Raw genomic sequence first — 23112 nt, 5'->3', positions numbered from 1 at the left:
AAGACCGCTCAGCGTCCCTATCGGCGTCCAAAATTTTGGCTAGTAGAAGGAAAAACGCCCTGAATGAAAGCGAAAATCCTGCAGTTTATCCCCCGCGCATCCCCAAAAAGAGGTGTTATCCACAGTAGTTATCCACAGTGTGGAGAACTTACAGCACTGTTATTCATATGAGTGCATACCCTGTTATTTCAAGGCAGAATAGGGTGCCGAGCCTAAAAAGCCTGTTAATATACAGAGTTATCCACAGACGTGGGGAAAAGTTTTGGCCTAAAATCCACAGGCTCATGCGGGTTGGTGTGCACATGTGACGCTCCCCAACTCGTGAAAAGTAAAGTAAACGCTACGCTGGTAATCTTTAATACAGGCCAAGCATTCTAATGAAAGGCATCATCATGGCTGAAAAGTACACCCTCCCCGAGCTCCCCTACGACTACGCGGCGCTCGAGCCCCACATCTCTGCAAAGATCATGGAGCTGCACCACGACAAGCACCACGCAGCATACGTTGCAGGCGCTAACGCAGCTCTCGAGCAGCTTGAAGAGGCACGCGAGAACGGTGCATACGGCAACGTCTCCAAGCTCTCCAAGGACCTGGCGTTCAACCTGGGTGGCCACACCAACCACTCCATCTTCTGGAACAATCTGTCCCCCGAGGGTGGCGACAAGCCCACCGGCGAGCTGGCAGCGGCAATCGACGAGTTCTTCGGATCCTTCGACAAGTTCCGTGAGCACTTCACCAACGTTGCACTGACCATTCAGGGCTCCGGCTGGGCAGTCCTCGCATGGGACACCGTTGGCAAGCGCCTCATCATCGAGCAGCTTTATGATCAGCAGGGCAACATCTCCGTTGCACTGATTCCCGTTCTGCAGCTGGACATGTGGGAGCACGCATTCTACCTGGACTACCAGAACGTCAAGGGCGAGTACGTCAAGGCATTCTGGAACATTGTGAACTGGGCTGACGTTCAGGCTCGCTTCGAGCGCGCAGTGTCCCAGACCAAGGGCCTGGTCCTCTAATCTAAGTTTTCGTCAGCGCGGTGAAGTAGCCGCGGTGAGGTAACTGAAACGGGTGTCCGGCGCCTCCATATTCGGAGGTGCCGGGCACCCGTTCGTTGTATTCAGATGCTGCCCCGCGGGGTTGGGTGCAGAACCCTAGAGCGCCAGCGTGCGGTCAATGCGGATGCGGCGGCAGAAATCCTCATCGTGGCTCACCACGATGAGCGCACCGGTGTAGGCTTCGAGTGCCTGCACCAGCCAATCCACCGAAGAAATATCGAGGTTATTCGTCGGCTCATCCAACATGAGTAGCTGCGGCACCGGATCCGCCAGAAGCACCTGCGCCACTGCGGCACGGAACCGCTCACCACCGGAGAGCTCACAGGTCTTATGGTGCACGCTCTCGCGGCGGAAAAGCAGACGCGCCAGTTGGTCACGCAGATGCTGTTCGCTCACGCCAGGGTTAGCCCGCTGCACGCACTGCAGGAGGGTCAGCTGCGGGTCGAGGGTGATGCGCTGAGGAATGTACGCCCCCTCGAGGCAGTAGCCGACGCGGTAGGCGGGCTGCACGGGGGAGCGGTACTCCGGGTCGCCGGCGTGGGCAATTGCCTCAAGGAGGGTGGTCTTGCCGCTGCCGTTTGCGCCGGTGATGCGCAGGTGCTCGGGGCCGCTGAGAATCAGGTGCTCGGGGTGCTCCGCCGGGGTTCCCTGTTGGTTCTCGCTATCTGCCTTGGCGGGCAAAAAATGCAGAGAATCAACCTTGGTGGGTTGCTGAACCGTGAATGTTTCACGTGAAACCTGCCGGGCATCAACCCGGTGCAGCTCCAGTACCTTGCGACCCGCGGGTAGGGGCTGCTGGCTCAGTTCGGCGTAGATCTTCTCCTGCACGCGCACCTCATCCTGAGCCTTCTGGTATGCCTCCTGAGCCTGTTCCTGCTTGCCGACGCGCAGCCCGCGAAGCTTCGCCGCCGCCTGACGTGAGGCATCCTTTGCCAGGTCTAGAATTGTATCCGGCTGGTCGTCCTTCCAGACCTGCGCCATGTTCTTCGAGATAATCTCTTGCGCATGCACCCACTCGCGATGCGCCGAACGCACCCGGTTCTTCGCCTCGGTCACGCGACGCTGAGCCGCCTGCTGCTCGGTGTCCAGCGCCTGCCGGTAGGTGCTGTAGTTACCTTCAAAGAGACGCAGATGCGCCAGCCCCTGGCGGTCGGCGTGAAGCTCCGCAATCACGTTTACACGCTCCAGCAGATCGCGATCATGGCTGATGATGAGTGCCGGGCAGGGTAGCGCCTCCAACGCGGCGAAGAGCTGAGCCTTCGCCGCGGAGTCCAGGTTGTTGGTCGGCTCATCCAACAGAATGAACTCGGGATCAGAAACCATCAGTGAGGCAAGTGCGGCAATGACCGCCTCGCCACCGGAAAAACTGCGCATGCTACGGGCAAAGAGCGCGCGAACAGCCTCCGGGTTGTCGCGATCAACCACGGTCGCCGGGGTGAAACCGTAGGTTGCAAGATCCGCCAGGGTGCGCTCCTCAACATCCCAGTTATCCCCGATGGTCTCGTAGAGTTCGGGGGAGTATTCGCCGGATTCCACCGCCTGCAGTGCCCACAGAATCTCGGTGATTCCGCAGAGCTCAGCGAGGGTCTGCTCCCGGTCCAGACCCAAATCCTGAGGTAGATACGCCATGCGCTCCGGCGCTGCCAAAGAACCGGAATCCGGGGTCAAATCACCCAAAATCAACCTCATGAGGGTTGTTTTTCCGCAACCATTATCGCCAATGAGCCCGGTCAGAGGTGCCGAAAACACCGCCGAAAGGTCCACAAACAGTGGAGGTTGGCTCGGGTGCGCAAAGTGTAGATGGGCGATACTAACGTGCGCCGCTGCATGGGAAACCATGTGGGAAGTGGCGTGCGAGCGGGCATCGCGGGAAGAAGCGGAACGGGGAAAGGTCGCCTGCGGCTGAAGTACGTGTGTCATACGAGCTCCTTGAGGTGTGGATGCTCGGGTGCTCTCAAACTCCGACGGTGGTGCGTTGCAGTAGTGTGCCGGCGGTTTGGGGGCCTATGCTGAGCGCGTGGCGGTAAGAGGATCGCCCCAAAAAAGGCGTGAAAAAACCCGAGCGTAACGGTGGATGTACCTGTGCCCGGGTGCGTGCGCGCTGACGGAGACACGCAGAAAAATGGAAGTGTGCAGAGAATATGCCTGCACAAAAAGCTGCGTGAGCGCGCGAAAAATTCTTCTGAGTCCGGGCTTATGCTCGGTGGGTCATTTCTTTGATGCCTCCTAGATTCCGAAGGGTACCCCGGTCGCGCCTTGGGTGGCTTCAGTCAAACGATACGTTCAGCTTCGCCAGCTACCCCTGCGGCGGGGTAACACGGATAGAGAGCTGAGAACTCCAGCATAGGAACTGACTGGGCGCTGAGTCAAACACCCTCCCATGTAGGAGAAGATTCAGCATGCTGATTCCCCGAATGGTTCCTTCCCGAGAGTTTTTGTTGAAAGGTTGAGTGTGCGGTCAATGCGGATGCGGCGGCAAAAATCCTCATCATGACTCACTACAATGAGTGCGCCGGTATAGGCTTCGAGCGCCTGCACCAGCCAATCCACCGAGGAAATATCGAGGTTATTCGTCGGCTCATCCAATATGAGTAGCTGCGGCACCGGATCCGCCAGAAGCACCTGCGCCACCGCGGCACGGAACCGCTCACCACCGGAGAGCTCACCGGTCTTATGGTGCACACTCTCGCGACGGAACAGCAGCCGCGCCAGCTGGTCACGCAGATGCTGTTCGCTCGCACCGGGATTCGCCCTCTGTACGGTTTCAAGGAGGGTGAGCTCCGGGTCGAGGATGATGCGCTGCGGCAGGTATGCGGTGTTGTCCAGACGGTAGAGCACTTGGTACGCAGGCGGCACTGGGGAACGGTAGTCAGGGTCATTTGCGTGCGCTATCGCGTTGAGAAGCACAGTCTTGCCACTGCCGTTTGCTCCCGTGATGTGCAGGTGTTCGGGTCCGGTCAGGATAAGACCCTCGGGAAAATCTTGGACTTGAAGCAGATAATCAACTTTATAAGGTTGTGTTTCACGTGAAACGATGTTTTGGGTGTATGCCTTCTTAATGTCGGCGCTCTGCGGTGTAGATGCGCAAGAGTCGTTCTTCACCCGATGTAATTCCAGTACTTTCCGCCCCAGTGGGAGCGCATCCTGAACAAGTTCCAGATAGATACGCTCCTGAACGCGCAGGTTCTCTTGGGCTTCTCCAACTGCCGCCCGCGCATCCGCCACCATGCTTTCGTGGGCTGTGTGAAGTTTCCCGGCAGAGCGCTCTGAACTGTTCTTATCCAGGCCCATAGCCATGCCAGGTTTCCGCTTTGACCGCTCAAATTCGCGACCTCGGCGAGTGTTGCGATCGAGCTTAATCTGGTTCTCGGCACGCTCACGCTCAGCCTTACGCGCCTCATTCTTCGCCTCGGTCACGCGACGCTGAGCTGCCTGCTGCTCGGTCTCCAGCGCCTGCCGGTATGTGCTGTAGTTACCCTCGAAGAGGCGCAGATGCGCCAGCCCCTGACGGTCAGCATGAAGCTCGGCAATCACGTTTACACGCTCCAGTAGGTCGCGGTCGTGGCTGATAATGAGCGCCGGGCAGGGCAGTGCCTCCAGTGTCGTGAAGAGCTGGGCTTTCGCCGCGGAGTCCAGGTTGTTCGTCGGCTCGTCGAGCAGAATGAACTCTGGGTCTGAATACAGAAGCGCGGTGAGTGCGGCTGTGACCGTCTGACCACCTGAAAAGGTGCTAAGGGGACGCATCAGAAGGTTGCGGCGGGCCTGTGTATCGGTCGTAGTGAGGGCAGGACCAAAACCATGTTCGGCAAGGGCTACGAGGGTGCGTTCTTCAATATCCCAGGCGTCGCCTATGGTGTCGTAAAGGCTGGGGGAATATTCGCCCGATTCCAGCGCATCAAGCGCCTGCAGTATTTTTGTAATTCCAAAAATATCGGCAAGATGCTGATGCCCACTCAACCCTAAATCTTGCGGTAGGTACGCTATGTGCGGTGGGGTGCTGATTATGCCTTGACTAGGGTTTATGTCGCCAAGAATAAGTCTGAAGAGGGTAGTTTTTCCGGCGCCGTTATCGCCGATAAGCCCGGTGAGTGGCGCAGAAAATACCGCGGAAAGGTCTGTGAAAAGTGGGGGCTCACCCGGATGTGCATACGAAATATGGTCGAGTGTAATGTGGTGTGGCATGGGCCGAGTTCCTTCGAATGGGTGCTCGGATTCCCGCCATCGTAGTGCACGTTAGGCATGAGAATATGAAAAACCCGAGCGCGGTCTGTAGGTACACGTAAGCCCGGGTAGTGGGGTGGACGCATAAAAGCGTATTGACCTGGTGTTGTTGGATCCGGGCTTATGCTCGGTGGGTCATTTCTTTGATGCCTCCTAGATTCCGAATACCACCCCGGTCGTGCCTTGGGTGGCTTCGGTCAATCGATATGTTCAGTCCCTTAGGCTACCCTCACGGTGGGGTAGCGCGGATAGAGAGCTGATGGCTCAAGCATAGAAACTGTGTGGGTGCTGAGTCAAACACCCTCCCGTAAAACCTCCTGACAAGTGCCGATACCCCTTAGAGAACGCAAAAGGAGGGGTGGCACCAATCGGTGCCACCCCTCCTTTGAGGCGTTAAATCTTAGGCATTAAATCTGCGCGCGTACAACGCGCGAAAGGCTATTACGCCTCGTGGCGCTCGCGGTACATGCCCAGCGGACCCGCATCCGCGTACGCCTGAGCGTCGTTGTAACGGTACAGGCGCGGCGGGCGGTGACGGGTGCCCTCCACGCGGCGGCCGGTGTCAATAATCGACTTCGATGCCGCAATCTGGCGGCGGAAGTTCGCCGGATCCAGGGTGCGACCCAGAATCGCCTCGTACACCTCACGCAGCTGCGCCAGGGTGAACTCCTCACCCAAGAAAGAGTGCGCAATACGCGAGTACTCGACCTTGTTCTGCAGGCGGTAGAGCGCGTACTCAATGATTTCGTTGTGGTCGAAGGCGAGCTCGGGCAGCTCATCGACCGGGAACCAACGGATGTTCTCGTGCACGCGAGTGTTCGCGACCTCGGTGGCGGGAATCGACGCCCAGTACACCACGGAAACTACGCGCTCGTGATCAGTACCGGGTGCCGGTTCGGGCTCGCCCACAACGCGGGCGGCACGCGCCTCGGGGGTGCGCAGAACGTCGCCGAATGCGTAGAGCTGCTCCAGGTAGCCGGGCTGCAGGTTGGTTGCGCGCTTCAGGGTCGAAGCCGCTGCCTCTTCGAGGGAAAGATTCGGGTTGAGCGGACCGCCAGGAAGCGCCCACTGGCCCTTATAAGGCTCGCGGAGGCGGCGAACCAGCGGCAGCCACAGGGTCGGGTGGGTTTCGTTGTCCTTGGGGCGCAGGGCCAGAATAACGGTCGAGACGGCGAGGGATACAGAGGTGTGGTCCACGTCGTTGTGCTCTTCAACGGCGACTGCGCCGGGAAGAGGCTGGGATGCGATGCTCATTCAGACCTCCTGTGCGAATGGGTATCGATAGGTGTGCATACTCTACCCATTTTAAGGGGTTAATAGGGTAAAAATGCACGCAAGGCACCCGCTGACCCGAAAACCGGTACCATCCGCGTCGTGTCAAGGGGAAAAGTTCAGGTACCGGACACGCCAAAGCACCCCTCCTGCCTGTCCAATAGAACAGGCAGGAGAGGCGCTTTAGCGTCTACTTATGCAACATCTAACTATGCAGTTTTAGGTGCATATCAGGGGTGCAGACTAGTCGATCTGCAGCTCGCCCATAGCGTCCCAGCCGTCGCCGTCAACCAGGCGAGAAATAATCTTCGGGGTTGCAGTCAGCAGCGGACGCATGTCCTTCAGAGCCTGCTGGAAGTGGTCAGAGTTCACGTGCGGGCCAGCTGCATCGTCGTTGAAAGCCTCGAGCAGAACGAACTCGTTCGGGTCCTCAACACTGCGGGACCACTCGAAGAACTTATTGCCTTCCTCGGCGCGGGTTGCCTCGGTGAAAGCGCGGGTCTTCTCAATCCACTGGTCAGCGTATTCGGGCTTGACGGGGAACTTTACAGCAATGAAAATCATCGGAACTCCTTGGTTGAAGAGTAGATACGTACCCTTCCAGTTTAAGCCCCGGGTGCTCGCCGGCGCTGAAGAATAGGGTTTGAGGTAGCGGTTTTAGCTTGTGGCTTTAACCGCTGTGTCGAGTGGCTTTTGTGGTTTAACGAGCCGCCGCCTTGAGTACCTGCAGGGCGCGTTCGAGTGCCGCACGGTCTGCCGCGATGGCTGCAGCCCTCTGCGGGCTGGCGGAGTCGCCTCCGAATGCCGCGTTGTAGTACATGCCATCACCCAGAAGCAGCACGGTGCGGGCAATCTGTTCATCACCCAGCTCAGCGAGAACGAGCGCATGCCAGCCATCCTGTACGCGACTCATGGTCTGCTGGGCGAGCTCATTATTGTTCTGCGCCAGGCGGCTGAGGGCAATGAGGGCACGGTCGAACGGGGTGTTATCCGGCGTGGAGGAATTGATGTAGTAGGCGCTTGCCCCCTCGGGTGCCTGCTCCATTGCCGCGAAGTCCTCTTCAGCCAGGGTGAGGGTGCGTTCTGCGAGCGCTTCAAGGAGCGCCTTCTTGGATGAGAAGTGGTAGAGTAGCCCGCCCTTGGAAACCTTGGCGGGGGTGGCGACGGCGTTGAGGGTTGCGGCGCGTTCTCCCGAGCGAATCAGCAGGTCGACGTAGGTGTCGAGGATGTGTTCGCGGGAGTTGTTGGCGCGCTGTTTGCGGTGGTTGGGGGTGGTCATGGGTACCAGTCTAACCGCTTGAAACTATACCGTCCAGTTGGTATAGTTAATCTTCGTTTATGGCCCCGTCCGGACCCCTAAAACCTCACTAAAAGACCTAGCCCAAAAGACAGGCCGAGCTGATGCCGCCGCGTCCGCCGCATCAGCCGACACCTTATAGACGCACGAAAACAACCCATGACGAATCACAATCCGCACACCACGGCTCTGCCCATTCACGCCCCCGACCAGAAGACCAAGCGCTGGGCGGCACTCGGTGTGCTCATGCTCCCGGTGCTCCTGGTCTCCATCGACAACACAGTGCTTGCCTTCGCGGTGCCCGCAATCGCTAAGGCGCTGAGCCCCTCCTCCGCGGAGCAGCTGTGGATCGTTGACTCCTACTCCCTGGTGCTCTCCGCCCTGCTCGTGCCCATGGGCGCTATCGGTGACCGCATCGGTCGCCGCAAGCTGCTGCTCATCGGCTCGACCGGCTTCGCGGCAATCTCTGCGCTCGCGGCATTCGCGCCCTCCGCGCTGATGCTCGTGGTTGCCCGCGCCCTGCTTGGCATTTTTGGCGCCATGCTCATGCCGGCAACCCTGTCGATTATTCGCAATATCTTTGTGGATGCGACCGAGCGCCGCATCGCTATTGCCGTGTGGGCTTCGGGCTTCTCGGCGGGTGCGGCGCTGGGCCCGATTGTGGGTGGTTTCCTGCTGGAGCACTTCGACTGGGGTTCGGTGTTCCTGCTCGCTGTGCCGATTCTGATTCCTCTGCTGATTCTCGCCCCGATTATGGTTCCCGAGTCGAAGGACCCGAACCCCAGCCCGGTGGATCCGCTGAGCATCCTGCTGATTATGACCGGCATGACCGGCATTACCTTCGGTCTGACTCACACCTCCGAAACCGGGTTCGATGCGGTGGCTATCAGCACCATCCTTGCCGGCCTGTGCTTCATCGTCCTGTTCGTGCTGCGTCAGCTCAACCGCGAGAAGAACGATATTCAGCCCATGCTGGATGTGCGCCTCTTCCGCAACACCGTGTTCACCGGCGCGATTACCGCAAACCTCATCTCCATGATGGTGGACGTTGGCTTCATCTACTTCGCCTCCCAGCACCTGCAGTTGGTCTCCGGTCTGCCGCCCATGTACGCCGGTATGCTGCTGATTCCCGGTACCCTGGCGATCATTATCGCCGGTCTGGTGATTGCGCGCGTGGCGGTGCACTTCCACCCGGCGCAGGTGGTGTCTTTCGGTCTGGCGCTCCACGCTGCCGCGTTCGCGGTGCTCGCCTTCCTGGGTGCGCACAACGACTTGGTGATTATCCTGATCTTCATTGTGCTCGGTACCGGCATCGGTATTGCGCAGACCATTTCGAACGACCTGATGCTCTCCAGCGTGCCGCCGCGTAAGGCTGGTGCGGCATCCGCGATCTCGGAGACCTCCTACGAGACAGGTACGGTGCTCGGCACCGTCATCATTGGTGGCATGCTCACCGCCGTCTACCGCGCAAATGTGGTTGTACCCGACGGCCTGGATGAGACTCTCGCCGACCACGCCCACGAAACCCTCGGCGGTGCCGTGTCCGTCGCCAGCCATGTAGGTGGCGAGCAGGCGAACCAGCTGCTCTCCTCCGCATTCGCTGCCTTCGACTCGGGCGTGGTGCTGAGCTCCGCATTCAGTGCCGTGCTCATGGGTGTTATGGCTGTCATCAGCTACCTCATGATTCGTAAGGCACCGCGCGAAATGAAGCCCGCAGAACACTAATACAGCGCACTAAACCTCATAGATAAGCTCCGTCTCCCGTTGCTCTTGAGCGCCGGGAGGCGGGGCTATTTTTACGCACCCACCTGCGCATTTAAAGGTTCAGCACAGGTGCCGGTGGTACGGTAAAAACAGTAGGCTCACGCCCGAAAAAGTCGCCCGAAAAAGACAGAGGAACCAACGGCTCCACACACTCAAGGAGGAACGCCACCATGGGACTCAAAGACTGGATTGCACCCTTCATTACACTGCTGATTGGTGCCAGCACCATCTTCATCTCCTACAAGAACTACCAGGCGCAGGCGGCGGCAAAACCCTCCGAACTGGCGCGACTGGAACTGTGGAGCAAGCTCCTCACCGAAGCCGGCTTGGACCTCAACGCCCTACCCGACCCCGAAAAGCTCACCTCCGACCAGCGCGTCGTCCTCGAAAACTACCGGGTCTTCCTCAAGCGTGCGTCCCTCGAATCGAAGCTGCGTAAAGTTGGCATCGACAGCAACCGTATCTTCAGCCTGCTCATGAAGCGTGCGCACTCTTCCGTGAAGCCTACGCCCATCCCCATTGGCGACTCGATTAGCTACTACCGCCTGATTCTACGTGCCCTGCTGTACATTTGGGTTCCGCTGGCCGTGATTTTCATCGGCGTGCCCATCATCGTGGTCACCATCGCCTACCTGATTGGCCTGTTCACGAACCACCGCGGCAATCTGTCTGACTTTGCACTCTCCCCGCTCGCCGTGGTGCTCCTGATTGTTGGTGCGGTCGCCGTCGGTGCCCTCGTGTACCTGCAGAACCGCATTATCTCCGCCATTATCGCGAACAATGTGTACTTTTACTTCTGGGATATTTACGGCTCCAAGAAGGGCGCTCGCGACTCCAAGGACGCCTACAGCGAGCGCCTGGCGGCTAAAACCTACGCCGACCAGCTGTTCCTCGGTCAGCAGGAGTTCGCTCACCAGTTCCGCGAGAACATGTACATGGCGGGTATTCAGGAGATTGATGAGTACCCGCGCGTGCTCAGCGACAGCGTGATGCTGCCGCGCAACTACCGGGTTGCGGAAACCACCGAGGGTGAGGACCGTATCGACCGCTTCGTGAACTGGGTGCGCTCCAAGATTGGTTTTGAGCGCCTGGAACCGCGCATCATCTACAGGCTCGAACATAAGGACGCGCACAAGGATGCGAAGAAGGAATCCGCGCACGGTGAGCCGGTAGCTACTGAGCAGGGTGTTTCTGAGCAGCCTGTAGAGACTCTGGCTCAGGATAAGCAGGAGGATGCGCAGAAGGCTCCGGAGGCGCCCGCCTCTGCGGAGTCCGCCTCGGATGAGCCCATCGTCGCGGAGGTGTCCGTCGAGGCTCCTGCCGAGGTACCTGCCGAGAATCTGGCTGAAGTACCCGTTGAGGATGCGCCCACCGAACCCGTCATCGGAGGCGCCACCGACTCTTCTGCCGCAGCTGGGGCAGACGACCCCACGGAGGCGTTCACCCGCATCCTGCACGATGCTGCCGGTCATGAGAACACCGGTGAAAAGAATGCCGCCGGAGAAAAACCCAGTACTGAGAAGCCTAAAAACTAAATAGCCCGCCCGAGGCACCGAAAACCGGGCATGAGAAAAGGGTCGCAGCCTACGAGTTCGCCATTGAACCGTAAGCGTGCGACCCTTTTCCTTTCCCTTCAAGGGCGAGCAGAATCGGAGGTACCACCCGACCAAGAAGAGCCAAATGATGCGCCCCTCCACCGGTAGAGGTTGCCTGGCAGAAGAACCCGCCGAAGCAGGTTGGCAGAGCGCCCGGCAGAGGGTGCATCACGCTTGAGGAACCGCCCCAGAGCCCACCGGAGAGGGGGCTGAGGGAACAGAAAACCCCGAGCTGGCGCATCTCTACATCTTCAGATTTCTTACATCATCAGAAAATAACTACATCTCGGGGTAGGGGAGGACGATTCGCGCTCCGGGTGGGACCTACCCACTCCCACCCGGAGGCGAATCCTAGGGATGTTCGCAGTGTCATGAATACATCCCACCGAAATCCCTCACAAACGTTCGGGGTTTCAGTATGAGCGGTATATGAGCCTACCGCAGTCTATGCCGCAACCTCGGGGTTACGGGAGATAACAACCTTCACCACGTTGTGCTCAGCAGCGTGGGAGAACAGGTCGTAGGCTTCCTCGAACTGGTCGAAAGTGAAGCGGTGGGTTGCCATTGCCTTAGCATTCAGGCGACCCGAGCGGACCATGTTCAGCAGGTTACCGACGGTGTTGCAGTTGACCAGGCCCATGTTGATGCGAACGTTAGAAATCCACATGGTGTTCAAGGGCAACTCAACGGGCTTGCCATGCACGCCGGCGTTAGCGATGTTGCCGTAGGGGCGAACAATCTTGGTGCAGGTCTCGAAGGTCTGCGGAACACCCACAGCCTCAATTGCCACGTCCACGCCCAGGCCGTCGGGGGAGAGAGTCTTAATCTTCTCGATGAAGTCCGGGTCGCCCGCGTTGACCTTATCGGTTGCGCCCAGCTCCAGTGCCTTGTTCATGCGGTTGTCGTCGAAGTCGACGGTGATGACGCGGCCGGCACCGCAGAGGTTAGCGGTCATGATCGCGCCCAGACCCACGGGGCCTGCACCCACGACAGCGACGGTGTCGCCGGGCTTGGTGTGACCGTTCAGAATACCGATCTCGAAGCCGGTGGGCAGTGCGTCGGTGAGGAAGAGGACGTCCTCGTCGGTCAGGCCCTCCGGAACCAGGTGAACCGAGGTCTCTGCGTAGGGAACACGCACGTACTCTGCCTGGGTGCCGTCAATCATGTAACCGAAAATCCAGCCGACACCACCAACGGTCTGGCAGTGCGAAGGCTGGTTCGCCTTACAGTAGGAGCACTTACCGCAGCTGGTCACGGCGGGGATGATGATGCGGTCGCCGACCTTCAGGTCAGTCACCGCGGAGCCAACCTCGGTAATGGTACCGACAGCCTCGTGGCCCAGGATGCGTCCGTGGTCCACCTCGGGGCAGTCGCCCTTCAGGATGTGCAGGTCAGTACCGCAAATGGTGGTGGTGTCGACACGGGCGATAACGTCCGTGGGCTCAAGAATGGTGGGGTTCGGGACTTCCTCCCAGGCGCCCTTCTGATCGGGGCCGTGGTATACATATGCCTTCATGATCACTCCTTCTTTGAAGCTCTAATGAGGGTGCAGTGACTGCTTTATCACTACATGTATCAACCCATAAGAAATATTTGATAGGTTGTATTTTCATTAAACCCGACGTGTTGAATTATGCGCTTTTATTACGCGGAGTGTATCTTTTGGTTCTTTAAACATGAACATGATTCACTTTGGGTATTTAAGACCTGTAAAAAACGCACGAGGCGCACCCCCCAAACGGGGATGCGCCTCGTGCGTTTACTCGTGCGTTTAGCCGAGAAAAGTTGGGTTGAGCCCGGGTTGAGCTGGGCTTAGCTCTTCAGCTGGGCACGCGCTCGCGAACGAACCGCCGTCACCGCCCACACCAGCACAAAAGCTGCCACCATCGACAGCACAATCGTGCCACCGGTCGGCAGATTAAACGCCCACGACAGGTACAGGCCAACAATCGAACAGATACCGCCAAACACCGGCGAGAACACCATCATCGACCCCAGTCGGCGGCACGCCAGGCGGGCAGCCGAGGCCGGAATCACCAGAAGCGCCAACACCAGCACATTACCGAGCGTCTGCAAACCCAGCACCACAGAAATGGTCACCAGAACGTACAGCACAATATCCAGGGCAAGCACCGGCAGGCCCATCGCGCGGGCACTCTCACGGTCCAGGCTGACCGTCACAATCTGGCGGTGGAACAGCCACAACACCAGCAGAATAACGGCACCCATAATCGCCGCCTGGGTAATGTCCTCATTCGAAACACCCACAATCGAGCCGAACAAGAAATCCTGCACCGAGCCCGAATAGCCCGGCGCCAACGAAATAATCACAATACCCAACGCAAAAGATGCCGCGAAGAAAATACCGATCACGGAATCCTCGCGTAGCCGCTGATTCTGGCTAAAAATAGCCACCAGAATAGCCGTCACCACGCCCGCAGTCAGACCGCCCATGACCAGGTTGCCGCCCAGCACGAACGCCACCGCAAGGCCAGGGAACACCGAGTGCGCCACTGCATCGCCAATGAAGACCATGCCGCGCATCAGCACGTGGCAGCCCACCACACCGGTAACTACCGACGCGAGCAGCACCGCCGCCAGGGCGCGCGGAAGAAACGCCAGAGACGGGTTGAACAGGTCGGCAAGAAAATCGATAGGAGTAATCAACGGGTACCCCCGGTAGAAGCAGTATGGGCGGGGGAGAGAGAAGAGTCAGAAGCGCAGGAATCAGGCAGCTCGTGGCCGTACTCATCCAACGCACCACCGGCACAGGTGAAGCCCGTGCGGGCGTGGCCCTGCGCCTCCTCAATATCGTGACCGTGCAACCACGTGTGCAGCTGCTCCAGGCTAAAGGAGTCCGCCGGACCATCCAGGTGAATATTGCCGCGCACACCGCACAGACGCGAGCAGGACTCACGCGCCGCCAGCATGTCATGCGTAGACATCAGAATCGTGATGCCCTCGCCCGCCAACTCACGGTACAGGCGGGTCAGAGTGGTCTGGGTCGGCGCGTCCACGCCCGTAAACGGCTCATCCAGCAGCAGTAGGGAGGGGTTCGCCGCCAAAGCGCGCGCCAAAAGAACCCTCTGACGCTGACCACCGGAAAGCTCCGCAATGGAAGCATCCTGCAGGTGCAGAACATCGGTGCGTTCCATTGCCGAAAAAACCTGAACCCAATCCTTCTTCGCCGGGCGGCGGAAGAACCCAATCTCACGTACTCGACCGGTCATCACCGTATCCTTGACGGTCAGCGGAAAATCCCACTGGAACTGGTGCTTCTGCGGCACATAACCGATATGCGCACGCGCCACACGTGGCGACTCACCCAGCACGCGAACCTGACCGGATGCCGGGCGGATCAGACCCAAAATAGTGCGTAGCAGTGTGGTCTTACCGGCACCATTAGCACCAATCAGGCCCGCAAACTCGCCGCGCTCCAGCGTCAGGGACAGATCCTTGAGGATGGAACGGCGTGCGTATCCGGCGTACAGGTTCGAAATCTCTAGGACGGGTTCAGTGCCAGCTGTTACCGACGCGCTCACGAACGGTCACCGCGCACTTCATCCAGTGCCTCACGCTGCGCGGAGGAGCGGCGACGGAACGCAAGGAAAGCGCCCACAGCAATGACAGCTGCCACGCCTGCGGCAATGACACCCCAGGGAATCGTGAACTCGGTACGGTAACCGCTCTGGTCGCTTGCTGCGGCAGAAGAAGAACCGGCAGCCTGGGATGCAGAGGTAGACGAAGCATCGGAGGGTGCAGAAGAACCCGAGGATGCTGAACCACGAGCCTGCGCCTCCATCGCGTACAGGGCATCAGCATTCGCAGAATCACCCACCGCAAACTTCAGGTAGCGGGTATCAGACACGGTCGAACCATCAGACAGCTCAGCGCTCGCGGTAACCTTCAGCAGGTACTCGCCCGGGGCGGTGAACACCCAGTTCGCGTGGGTGTGAGTGTTCTTCTCCACCCACAACTTCTGCGGCTCATTCTTGGTAGAGGACCACAGCACCTGCGGTGCCGAGAAGTTGCCGTTCTCCAGGTACAGGCTGAACGTGCCGGGGCCGCTCACCTGCTCCAGTGTCAGGTTCACGCCGCGGTTCAGCTTGGACACCAGCTGCGGATCCTGGGTGTTCCACCCCGGCCAAATCACGCCCTTAGCTTCGGTCTGCGGAATCACGTATACCTTAGAACCGGCAGGTGCACCCACGAAGGAATAGCGTGGGTCGTTCGGCACCTCAAGAATCGCCTGGTCGCTACCGCGGTAGATGACTTCGTCCAGGCTGCGCCAGACGGGGGTTTCACCGTGATCGTCGTGGAGCATGAGCTCAAACTTGCCGTTGTTGAAACGAGGGCCCATATCCACGTGACCGGAGGAAATTTCGGTGCGACCGGATGCAACCGGCTGCTCCGCCGACAGGGTCTGGGCGAGGGCGCGCTCGCCGCGGCTGAGGTTGCTGTCGCTCGGCTGAGTCGAGGCGCTCTCTGCGGTTGCCGGGGTGGTCTCCGCGTGTGCCACGCCCAGGGGTGCGAGCATCAGGCTGGTGCCCAGAGCCAGGGCGGGCAGGCTACGAGAGAGGCGGGTGGTTGAGTTCATCATGAGGACTTCCTTAGATCATGACCGAACTTGGATCATGACCGAAACGGTGTTTGAAAGATTATCTATATACTGATACGGCTATATGAGCTTGTGGGGAGATTGAAAACCGGGTTACGATGTGCTCGCCTCCGAGCAACTAGCACCCGAAGAGCTATCTCCAGAATCGCCGCCGGAACTGTGCCCAGCGCCATTCCCCGAGCACAGCGCAATCGTGTGAGCATTCGCCAACATCATCTGTGCGTAGTGAGGAGCCTGCGCATCCAGAGTGTCCGAATAGAGCACCCCGGTACGCACCTGAGCCTCCCGAGCCAGCTCCGTCAGAACCGGTGAACGCATCGCCGTTGACTTATCCAGATAAATCGCTGGAACCTTCAAATCCTCGACCGTGCGACGCAAACGCTGACGCTGCTGAATACTCGGCTCGCCGCTGGCACTAGCACTCACAAAACCGGCAATATGCAACCCGTAGGTGCTCGCCAGGTAGCGGTAACCGTCGTGCGTGGTGACCAGATTGCGTGCCGACTCCGGAAGGGCTCCATACACCTGACGCAGCTGAGCGTCCAGGGCATCAAGCTCCTTCATCACCTGCTCGGTGCGGGTCGCATACTCGCTCGAACCCGCCGGATCGGCGGAGATGAGCGCGTCACGAATGACCTGCACGCTCGCCTTCGCGTTCGGTACTGAATGCCAAATGTGCGGGTCGATTTCGCCGTGCACGTGCTTACCCAGAACAGCCTGCGCCAGCAGGTACACCTGACCGCGATCCTCCGAAGCACCCGAACGCAGAAAACGGTAGCTACCGCCCGCGGGCACCTCCTGCAGAGTGCGGGAGGGGACCGCGACTACGGTGCGGTTCAGCTCGTGCTCTACGGCACCCTGGGAGGAATCCGCCCGAAGCACGATCCTGCCGTCGCCGGTGCGTGCGGTAATATCGGCGTGACCTGCCGAAAGAACCTTGATGTCCGAAGCGGAAACGTTCTGTTCCTTCGCTAGGCGGTCCACCAGCTGTTGCGGGTCACGACCGACCACGCAGTACAGGGTGCCGCGCGAAGAACGCACCGACTCCGGCGCATTGACCGCGGTGGCACTCAGTTCAATCGCGTACTCGCCGGCATCACTAAATGCCCACGACAGGTGCGTATGCGCCTGCAAAGGAAGCTCCAGCGAACCCATATCGCCGGTACGGATCGCTGTGTCCCCTTCACGGGTGAGGTTCACGCCGCGCGCATGCGAATCGCACAGCATCTCCACCGCACCGAAGGTCTGCGTAATGAACGCCGCCAACTGCGCATTCGAGGAATCCGTGGAGGTTCGCGCCCGTACGCTCTGCACCTCAAAGCGCATGCCTGCATCCGAAGAGTCGGTGGGGGCAGACTCGTTCTGCCCGCCCTCTTCAACACGCAACCCCAGCCAGATAGAGTCTAGGGAGGCATCTTCAACAATGGCTTCCAGCTTGCCGCCGTACTGCTCAATCTTCTCCGCCACCGCCACGGACACGACCCCGGCGGGCAGGTTCGCCTCAACCATTTTGCTGAGCTTACGCTGCTCCAGCAGAAGACCGTTCGTCAGAGCACAGCGGGCATAGGCGACATCGCGAATATCGCGCAGGCTCGGCTCGTACGAGTGCGGGTCAGCACCGGCAGGCACCAGAGAGTGCACGCTGGCGCGCTCCCCGGCAATCTGCTGCGCCAAATCCGCCAGAATCGGGGTCGTGGCGACCACGCGCATCCGGTCGGAGGACGCATTCACGGTGCCTGCGCATCCGCTCAGTGCGAAGGCGCCAGCCCCCACTCCCGCACCCACCGCGATACGGGAGGCGAGGGTGAGGGCGGTACGCCGACTATATGCTTGCGCGCGGTTGCCGGTATGTCTGCTATGCGGTGTCACCGCTGCGGCCCTTTCGGCGTGCCGAACGCAGAATCATGGCACCGAGTGCCAGTGCCAGAATGGAGGTGCTGACCATGAACGGGTCGATGACCACACCGGTATTCGGCAGCTTACCTGCCGCGGCTGCCTTCTGAGCGTTCGCGAGTTCCTGACTGGTCAGGGCGCAATCCTCACCGGAGGCGGTCTTACCGACGATGCGTACCTTGGATCCGTCGGGCTTGGTGACGATGCCGGTGGCTTCGTCTATGGTGCCGTTGACGGGGTTCTTAGCGGTGCTCTTCTCGCTGCCGTTCTGCGCACCCTGCGCGTTGTTGCTTGCCGGGGCGTTATCGGGGTTGCCAACGGTGAAGTGCAGAACCGATTCGCTGCTGACCTGCTGGCCGTTTTTCAGGCGTGCCGTCCAGCCGATAGTCAGGGTGTAGCGACCCTCAGCGGTGAACACCCAGTTGCTGTGTTGGTGGGTGTTTGCGGGCACCTGGAAGGAGCCGCCGCTACGCGAATCGAAGACCTTCTGACCGGCGGAACCGAAGTTACCGGAGAGGAAAGTGGACATGGTGCCGGGGCCCTCAAAACCGTTGAGGCTCATGGTGACGGGGCCGTCGAGCTGCTTGAGCAGTTCGGGGTCCTGGGTGCTCCAGCCGAGCCAGGGCACGCCCTGCTGCTGGGTTGCACCAATCATGTGCACGGGGGTGCCCGCCGGGGCGATATTCTCCATGCCTGCGGGCAGGTTGATCTTCGCGGCGTCATTGAGTACAAACTCGAGGGCGCCGGGGGAGACGTGGCGGGCGGGGCTGGTGCGGTCGTCCTTCACGCTGCTGGTGAGGTTGCCGCCGTTGAGGACCGGGCCCACGTCAAAGTGGCCGTGGGTGACTTCTTCACGGCCGCTATGTTCGGCGGAGTTGACCACGGCGATGGTGGGGATGCTGGTCGGCGCCTGGGCTGCCTGGTTGCTCTGCTTGTTGTCCTTCTGAGCGTCCTTGGAGTCCTTGGCATCTTCGGCGGGAACCTCGGTGGCGATGCACTGCTGGTTCAGGCTACCGGGCAGACCGGAGGACAGCACACCGCTACCGGTGCTGGGTGCGCTGATGTTCCGGGCGTTGGAGCCCTTCACGCTGGAGCCCTTCACACCGTGGGAGTTGCCGTCCTTGCTTTCGCCCTTGTCGGAGCCGTTATTGGTGTTGTCGGTGCCTCTGATAGCGGTAACACCGGATCCACCCTGGGATGCCTGCTCACCATTTGCCTCTGCCTTCGCACCGTTCGGGTCGGTCATCTGTGCGGCGTTCTGACCGTTCACGGATGCATCCACGCGGCGAATACCGGTGGACGTGCTCGCCTCAGCACTTGCGGAGGTGGAAGTAGATGTGCTATCGGCGCTCTCGGTAGCGGTGGCGCTCGCCTCGGGGGTAGTGGTTGCTTCGCTCGTGCTCTCCTTTGCCGCTTCCTTCGCGGCATTCTGTGCGTTCAGGAGCTTGAAGCCGTCCTCAGCGTTGGTGCCCACAGCGATGGTGTAGGTCGCCTCGGAGCTGACCGGGGTGCCGTCAGCAAGGGTTGCGGTGGCGCGGAAGGTCAGCTGGTAGATGCCCGCGCGGGTGAATGCCCAGCTGAGGTGCTCGTGACCGCCAGAGGTGATGGTGTGCGGTGCCAGCTGGTCGTTGGTGCTGAAGACGCGCGGGTTGTCGCGGCCGGATTCGGTGAAGACTTCGGCGCGGCCGCCTTCGGGTACGCTGCTGCGCACGAGTTCAAGGTTGATGGTGTTGTTCTTGAGCGTGCCGGGGCGGATTCCTTCCGCACCGAGGCCGGGGTAGAGCAGGCCGCGGGTGCGGGTGGAGGGAATATAGAAGATGTCGGTGCCTTCGGGGGCAATGTAGTCGTAGCCTGCTACGACGTTGGTGTGTGCGTCCTCGACGTCGGGCAGGTGGAAGACGGTGCGGGCGGGGTTGAATCGTCCCTGCTTGCCGGGGCCGGTGTCTGCGAGGGTGCCGAGGGTGAACTGGTTGCCGTCGAGGAATGCGTTGAGCATTTCGGTGTGTACGCCCGCGATGACGTAGTCACCTTCGTAGTTGACGTAGGTGCGCGACTCGGTACCTGTCTGGGTACCGACTTGGTTTTCCTGTGCCTGTGCGGCGGTGAAGGTGCCGACCTGGGGGAGGGCGAGGGGTGCCCCGAGTGCGAGGGTGCATCCGAGGGTGGTTGCGCTGAGTAGGCTCAGGGGTTTGGTGCGTCCTTGCATGGTAGCTCCTTGGATGACTGCTCGTTGGCTGGCGTGCTGCCCGATACTTTCGGGGTTTGCCCGGTGCTGGGGCTTTTCGGGTTTCTACCGCGTTGGTAGGCGCGTGCGTGCCGGTTTCTCTTTGTGGATGTACGTGGTGTGCGTTTCTGGGCGAGCCTCTGCACACATGTGTTTCTGAGAATCACTATACTCAGTTAGTTTCCAAATGACAATTATTTGCAAAAGGGTTACCCTAAGAAATAGAAAAATGAGAAAGGTTGTCATGAACTCTCAGAAGCAGACCCAACGACGGATCACCATACACACCCCCGCACTCTTCATCCCCGGCGGTAAGCCCGCCCTCCGCCGCGCAGCCGCATTCCTCTCCGCCGCAGCACTGCTCGCGCTCGCTGGCGCAGCCCCCTCCCTGCCCGCCGCCGCAGGCCCCGATGACGGCAAAATCGTCACCACCAAGGGTCACGTCGACGCCCCCAAAGCATACTGGGACGAGCAGAACGGCACCTTCGTCCTCATGAACGAGGCGAACCCCTACAAGACCGGCGCAGACACCTACGAACTGGACAAAACCGTCAACTGGGTCGGCAAGGGCTACAGTGGCCGCGACGGCAAGTCGCAGTACACCATGACCCTGGGCGACTCGCCCTCCCTGGCGTTCCTCGGCGAACCCGGCCAGACCCTCTACATGGCACCGCACCTGACCTTCGGCAACCAGGACCCCATCTGGGCTGGCCTGGGTGCATCCACGAAGGTGCCTACTGAGCGTTTCCGTGACGGCGTGTTCGCTACCGACATTCTCTCCGTTGAGGGCCCCGGCCGTATGGAGCTCTTCCGCTACAACCCGGACGACGCCCCCGCCGACGTGTACCGCATGCTCTCCAGCAGCTCGAGCGGCTGGCACTCCTGGCTGCTCGACAAGGGTAGCCACACCCACAACACCACGACCTTCACCCGCCCGGGCCGCTACGTGGTCACCTACCGCACCGTGGCGCGCTCCACCGACGGCCGCATCATTAGCTCCAAGCCGTCGAAGCTGGTCTGGCAGGTTGGCGGCATGCAGCCCGTGCTCGGCGACGGCACCCCCACCGCCGTGCCCACCGTTGACCGCTACAACGCGGCACCCGTCGGTGACCTGGACGCCGCAAAGTACGTGCTGTCCGTGGCACCGCACCGCCTGGACGCCGACCCGGCAAAGAATAAGGATGCTGACGACAAGCTCAGCGATATCACCTTCACCGCCGCGAACAAGAACCTCAAGGGCACCTTGACCCTGTACAACAACGGCTACTTCCTGACCGACCTGCCGGTCGTGAACGGTACCGCCACCTGGTCTGAAATGCTCGGTAGCGAGGGTTCTCAGCTGCAGGCTGTCTTCACCCCCGACACCTCCGACGAGAATAGCGCGGAGGCGTCCCGCTGGATCTCGCATAAGCTCGCCTATGAGCCCGGCCGCGCCGAGAGCGTCTACAGCGACGACGGTAACGGCTCCTGGCCCGAAGAAATCCCGGACGAAGCGAATACCGTGCTCAGCACCGGGCAGTACACGCCGACCAGCATGGACTACGACGTAACCGTCACCCCGAACGGCAACGGCTTCAGCACCGTTGAGGTCCGCTTCAAAGACCCGAAGGTGCGCGGCTTCCTGCGTGGCGGCTTCTACGCCCAGGATGACCCGGTCTACCCCTACCTCGATTTGGAAGGCTCCGTCGAGGACGGCGTGGCGCGCTTTACCTTCCGTGACGAGTCCTTCTACAAGGGCACCGCTCTGCGCGTGAAGATGCTGACCCACCCGGATATGAATGCTTCTGCCTCCACCACTGAGGTTGCGGCGAACTACGAGCCGGGCACCAAGTACACCGCACACGGCGCGCTGGCACCGGACAGCGCACCCATTAACGATGCGCCGAAGCCTGCTCCGGTGGATCCGTCGCCGAGCGCTGAGCCTACCGTCGCGCCCTCTGCCGAGCCTTCTGCAGAGCCGAGCGCACCTGCTCCGGCACCCTCCACTCCGGCACCGTCTAGCCCCGCGCCTGCGAACCCGACCCCGAGCGCACCTGCTCCGACTAGCTCGGCACCGTCTGCGCAGCCGTCCACCCCCGGAACCCCGGGGCACCAGTGCGTGCCCGGCCAGATTGACGGCCGCGCCAAGATTTCGCACGGCCACCTGGACATCCAGGCGACCCTGAAGGACCGCCAGCTGTCCGTGGGTCTGCGTGACGACAGCGGCATCATTGACGCTGATTCGACCGTGCGCCCGCTCGATTCGGTCGTGTGGACCATCAGCGAGAACGCCCGCCGTGTACGCACCGAACGCATGGCTGACGAGAAGCTGAACTTCATGGGCCCGGTCGGCACCGCCTTCTACGGCCTGCCGCAGACCCAGCAGAGCGGCCTGCCCTGGCCCGGCTACAACACGCAGGACATTGACTACTCGCAGCTGCGCGGCCCCGTGCGCCTGCACGTGGTTCCGAAGGTCATGCCTGAGGGTGCACGCTTCGGCATGTTCACCGAGTCACTGAACGGCGCGGATGTGCTGCTGGATTCGACGACCGGCAAGACCACGATCGACATTGATTACGCGACGCACGCGCACGCGAACTGGGTGTTCTCCGAGCCCGGCCAGTACATGTTTGACGTGCACTATTCTGCGACCCTGGCTGATGGTACTGAGGTGAACAGCCCGGTGCAGCAGCTTGCGGTTGCTGTGGGTAAGAAGGCGTCGGATGCGTGCTCGTTTGAGACTGCCGTGCCGAAGGACCCGAACGCGGCTGCGGACGACTTCATATCCACGGCAACCCCGAGCGGTACCGCTGATGCTAACCAGCCCGGCTCCGCACAGTCTGGTGCCGCACAGGGTGGTCAGTCCGGTCAGGCTGGTGCTTCCGGTGCTACCGGTGAGGTGAACGCGCAGGGCTCCTCTGAGGGTTCGGCTGGTGGTTCTGCTGGCGGCTCTTTGGGTCAGTCCGGTGTGTCTGCCGCGTCGGGTGGCGTGAGCTCCCAGCAGGGCGGCCTGGCGCGTACTGGTTTCGGTGCGGTGTCTGTGGCTCTGGGCGGTACGCTGGTGCTTGGTGCCGGCACTGCGATGGTGCTGCGTTCTCGCCGCCGCGCCTCCTAGCGCTCGCCGCGTGAGGATGCGCTGATACGATAAAGCCCCTGAGCTGAGAGGTCATCTCTCAGCTCAGGGGCTTCTTACA

The 23112-nt window shown here is 60.5% G+C and carries 15 protein-coding genes; 4 read left to right on the top strand and 11 right to left on the bottom strand.

The window, feature by feature from the left end; translation table 11 throughout:
* The first annotated feature begins 392 nt into the window (after nucleotides 1-392).
* Nucleotides 393-1016, top strand: coding sequence for a superoxide dismutase (locus QFX05_RS05400; protein WP_279741593.1), 624 nt, complete (start codon nucleotides 393-395; stop codon nucleotides 1014-1016).
* Nucleotides 1017-1151: 135 nt separating this feature from the next.
* Here QFX05_RS05400 and QFX05_RS05395 read toward each other — a convergent pair whose 3' ends face one another.
* The 5 genes from QFX05_RS05395 to QFX05_RS05375 form a co-directional block, all read right to left on the bottom strand.
* Nucleotides 1152-2975, bottom strand: coding sequence for an ATP-binding cassette domain-containing protein (locus tag QFX05_RS05395; RefSeq protein WP_279741591.1), 1824 nt, complete (start codon nucleotides 2973-2975; stop codon nucleotides 1152-1154).
* Nucleotides 2976-3449: 474 nt separating this feature from the next.
* On the bottom strand, nucleotides 3450-5237 hold the full coding sequence (locus tag QFX05_RS05390; RefSeq protein ID WP_279741589.1) for an ATP-binding cassette domain-containing protein: 1788 nt from the start codon (nucleotides 5235-5237) through the stop codon (nucleotides 3450-3452).
* 480 nt (nucleotides 5238-5717) lie between these two features.
* On the bottom strand, nucleotides 5718-6530 hold the full coding sequence (locus QFX05_RS05385) for an NUDIX hydrolase (protein ID WP_070629352.1): 813 nt from the start codon (nucleotides 6528-6530) through the stop codon (nucleotides 5718-5720).
* Between the two features lie 261 nt (nucleotides 6531-6791).
* Complete coding sequence (locus QFX05_RS05380) at nucleotides 6792-7112, bottom strand: putative quinol monooxygenase (protein WP_070824786.1); 321 nt, start codon at nucleotides 7110-7112, stop codon at nucleotides 6792-6794.
* 136 nt (nucleotides 7113-7248) lie between these two features.
* Nucleotides 7249-7827 (bottom strand): TetR/AcrR family transcriptional regulator, encoded by a 579-nt coding sequence (locus QFX05_RS05375; RefSeq protein WP_012904343.1) that lies wholly within the window; start codon nucleotides 7825-7827, stop codon nucleotides 7249-7251.
* Between the two features lie 177 nt (nucleotides 7828-8004).
* Between QFX05_RS05375 and QFX05_RS05370 the strand changes: the two genes are divergently transcribed.
* The gene (locus tag QFX05_RS05370) at nucleotides 8005-9570 is read left to right on the top strand and encodes an MFS transporter (RefSeq protein ID WP_012904341.1); all 1566 of its coding nucleotides are present in this window, start codon (nucleotides 8005-8007) and stop codon (nucleotides 9568-9570) included.
* Nucleotides 9571-9779: 209 nt separating this feature from the next.
* Nucleotides 9780-11144, top strand: a complete 1365-nt coding sequence (locus QFX05_RS05365; protein ID WP_049363766.1) for an NADH dehydrogenase — start codon at nucleotides 9780-9782, stop codon at nucleotides 11142-11144.
* A gap of 505 nt (nucleotides 11145-11649) precedes the next feature.
* Here QFX05_RS05365 and QFX05_RS05360 read toward each other — a convergent pair.
* The 6 genes from QFX05_RS05360 to QFX05_RS05335 all read right to left on the bottom strand — a co-directional run bounded on the left by QFX05_RS05360 (nucleotide 11650) and on the right by QFX05_RS05335 (nucleotide 19921).
* Entirely contained in the window at nucleotides 11650-12720 is a 1071-nt protein-coding gene (locus tag QFX05_RS05360; RefSeq protein WP_279741579.1) for an alcohol dehydrogenase catalytic domain-containing protein, read from the bottom strand.
* A 296-nt stretch (nucleotides 12721-13016) separates the two neighbouring features.
* Nucleotides 13017-13871 (bottom strand): anchored repeat-type ABC transporter permease subunit, encoded by an 855-nt coding sequence (locus QFX05_RS05355; protein WP_049350274.1) that lies wholly within the window; start codon nucleotides 13869-13871, stop codon nucleotides 13017-13019.
* Nucleotides 13868-14746 (bottom strand): metal ABC transporter ATP-binding protein, encoded by an 879-nt coding sequence (locus tag QFX05_RS05350; RefSeq protein ID WP_279741576.1) that lies wholly within the window; start codon nucleotides 14744-14746, stop codon nucleotides 13868-13870. The genes QFX05_RS05355 and QFX05_RS05350 overlap by 4 nt, the downstream gene beginning before the upstream one ends.
* The gene (locus QFX05_RS05345) at nucleotides 14743-15804 is read right to left on the bottom strand and encodes a choice-of-anchor M domain-containing protein (RefSeq protein WP_279741574.1); all 1062 of its coding nucleotides are present in this window, start codon (nucleotides 15802-15804) and stop codon (nucleotides 14743-14745) included. Before QFX05_RS05345 ends, QFX05_RS05350 begins: the two co-directional genes overlap by 4 nt.
* A 111-nt stretch (nucleotides 15805-15915) precedes the next feature.
* Entirely contained in the window at nucleotides 15916-17691 is a 1776-nt protein-coding gene (locus tag QFX05_RS05340; protein ID WP_279741572.1) for an anchored repeat ABC transporter, substrate-binding protein, read from the bottom strand.
* The gene (locus QFX05_RS05335; protein WP_279741569.1) at nucleotides 17678-19921 is read right to left on the bottom strand and encodes a TIGR03773 family transporter-associated surface protein; all 2244 of its coding nucleotides are present in this window, start codon (nucleotides 19919-19921) and stop codon (nucleotides 17678-17680) included. The genes QFX05_RS05340 and QFX05_RS05335 overlap by 14 nt, the downstream gene beginning before the upstream one ends.
* 262 nt (nucleotides 19922-20183) lie before the next feature.
* Between QFX05_RS05335 and QFX05_RS05330 the strand changes: the two genes are divergently transcribed.
* A complete protein-coding gene (locus QFX05_RS05330; RefSeq protein WP_279741567.1) occupies nucleotides 20184-23033 on the top strand; it encodes a choice-of-anchor M domain-containing protein in 2850 nt (949 codons plus the stop codon).
* The last annotated feature ends 79 nt before the right edge of the window (nucleotides 23034-23112 follow it).

Origin of the sequence: Rothia similimucilaginosa, assembly GCF_029850875.1 — a bacterium.
Taxonomy (GTDB): domain Bacteria; phylum Actinomycetota; class Actinomycetes; order Actinomycetales; family Micrococcaceae; genus Rothia.
The sequence above is the reverse complement of the archived record's forward strand: the minus strand, read 5'-3'. Positions and strand labels throughout refer to the sequence as shown.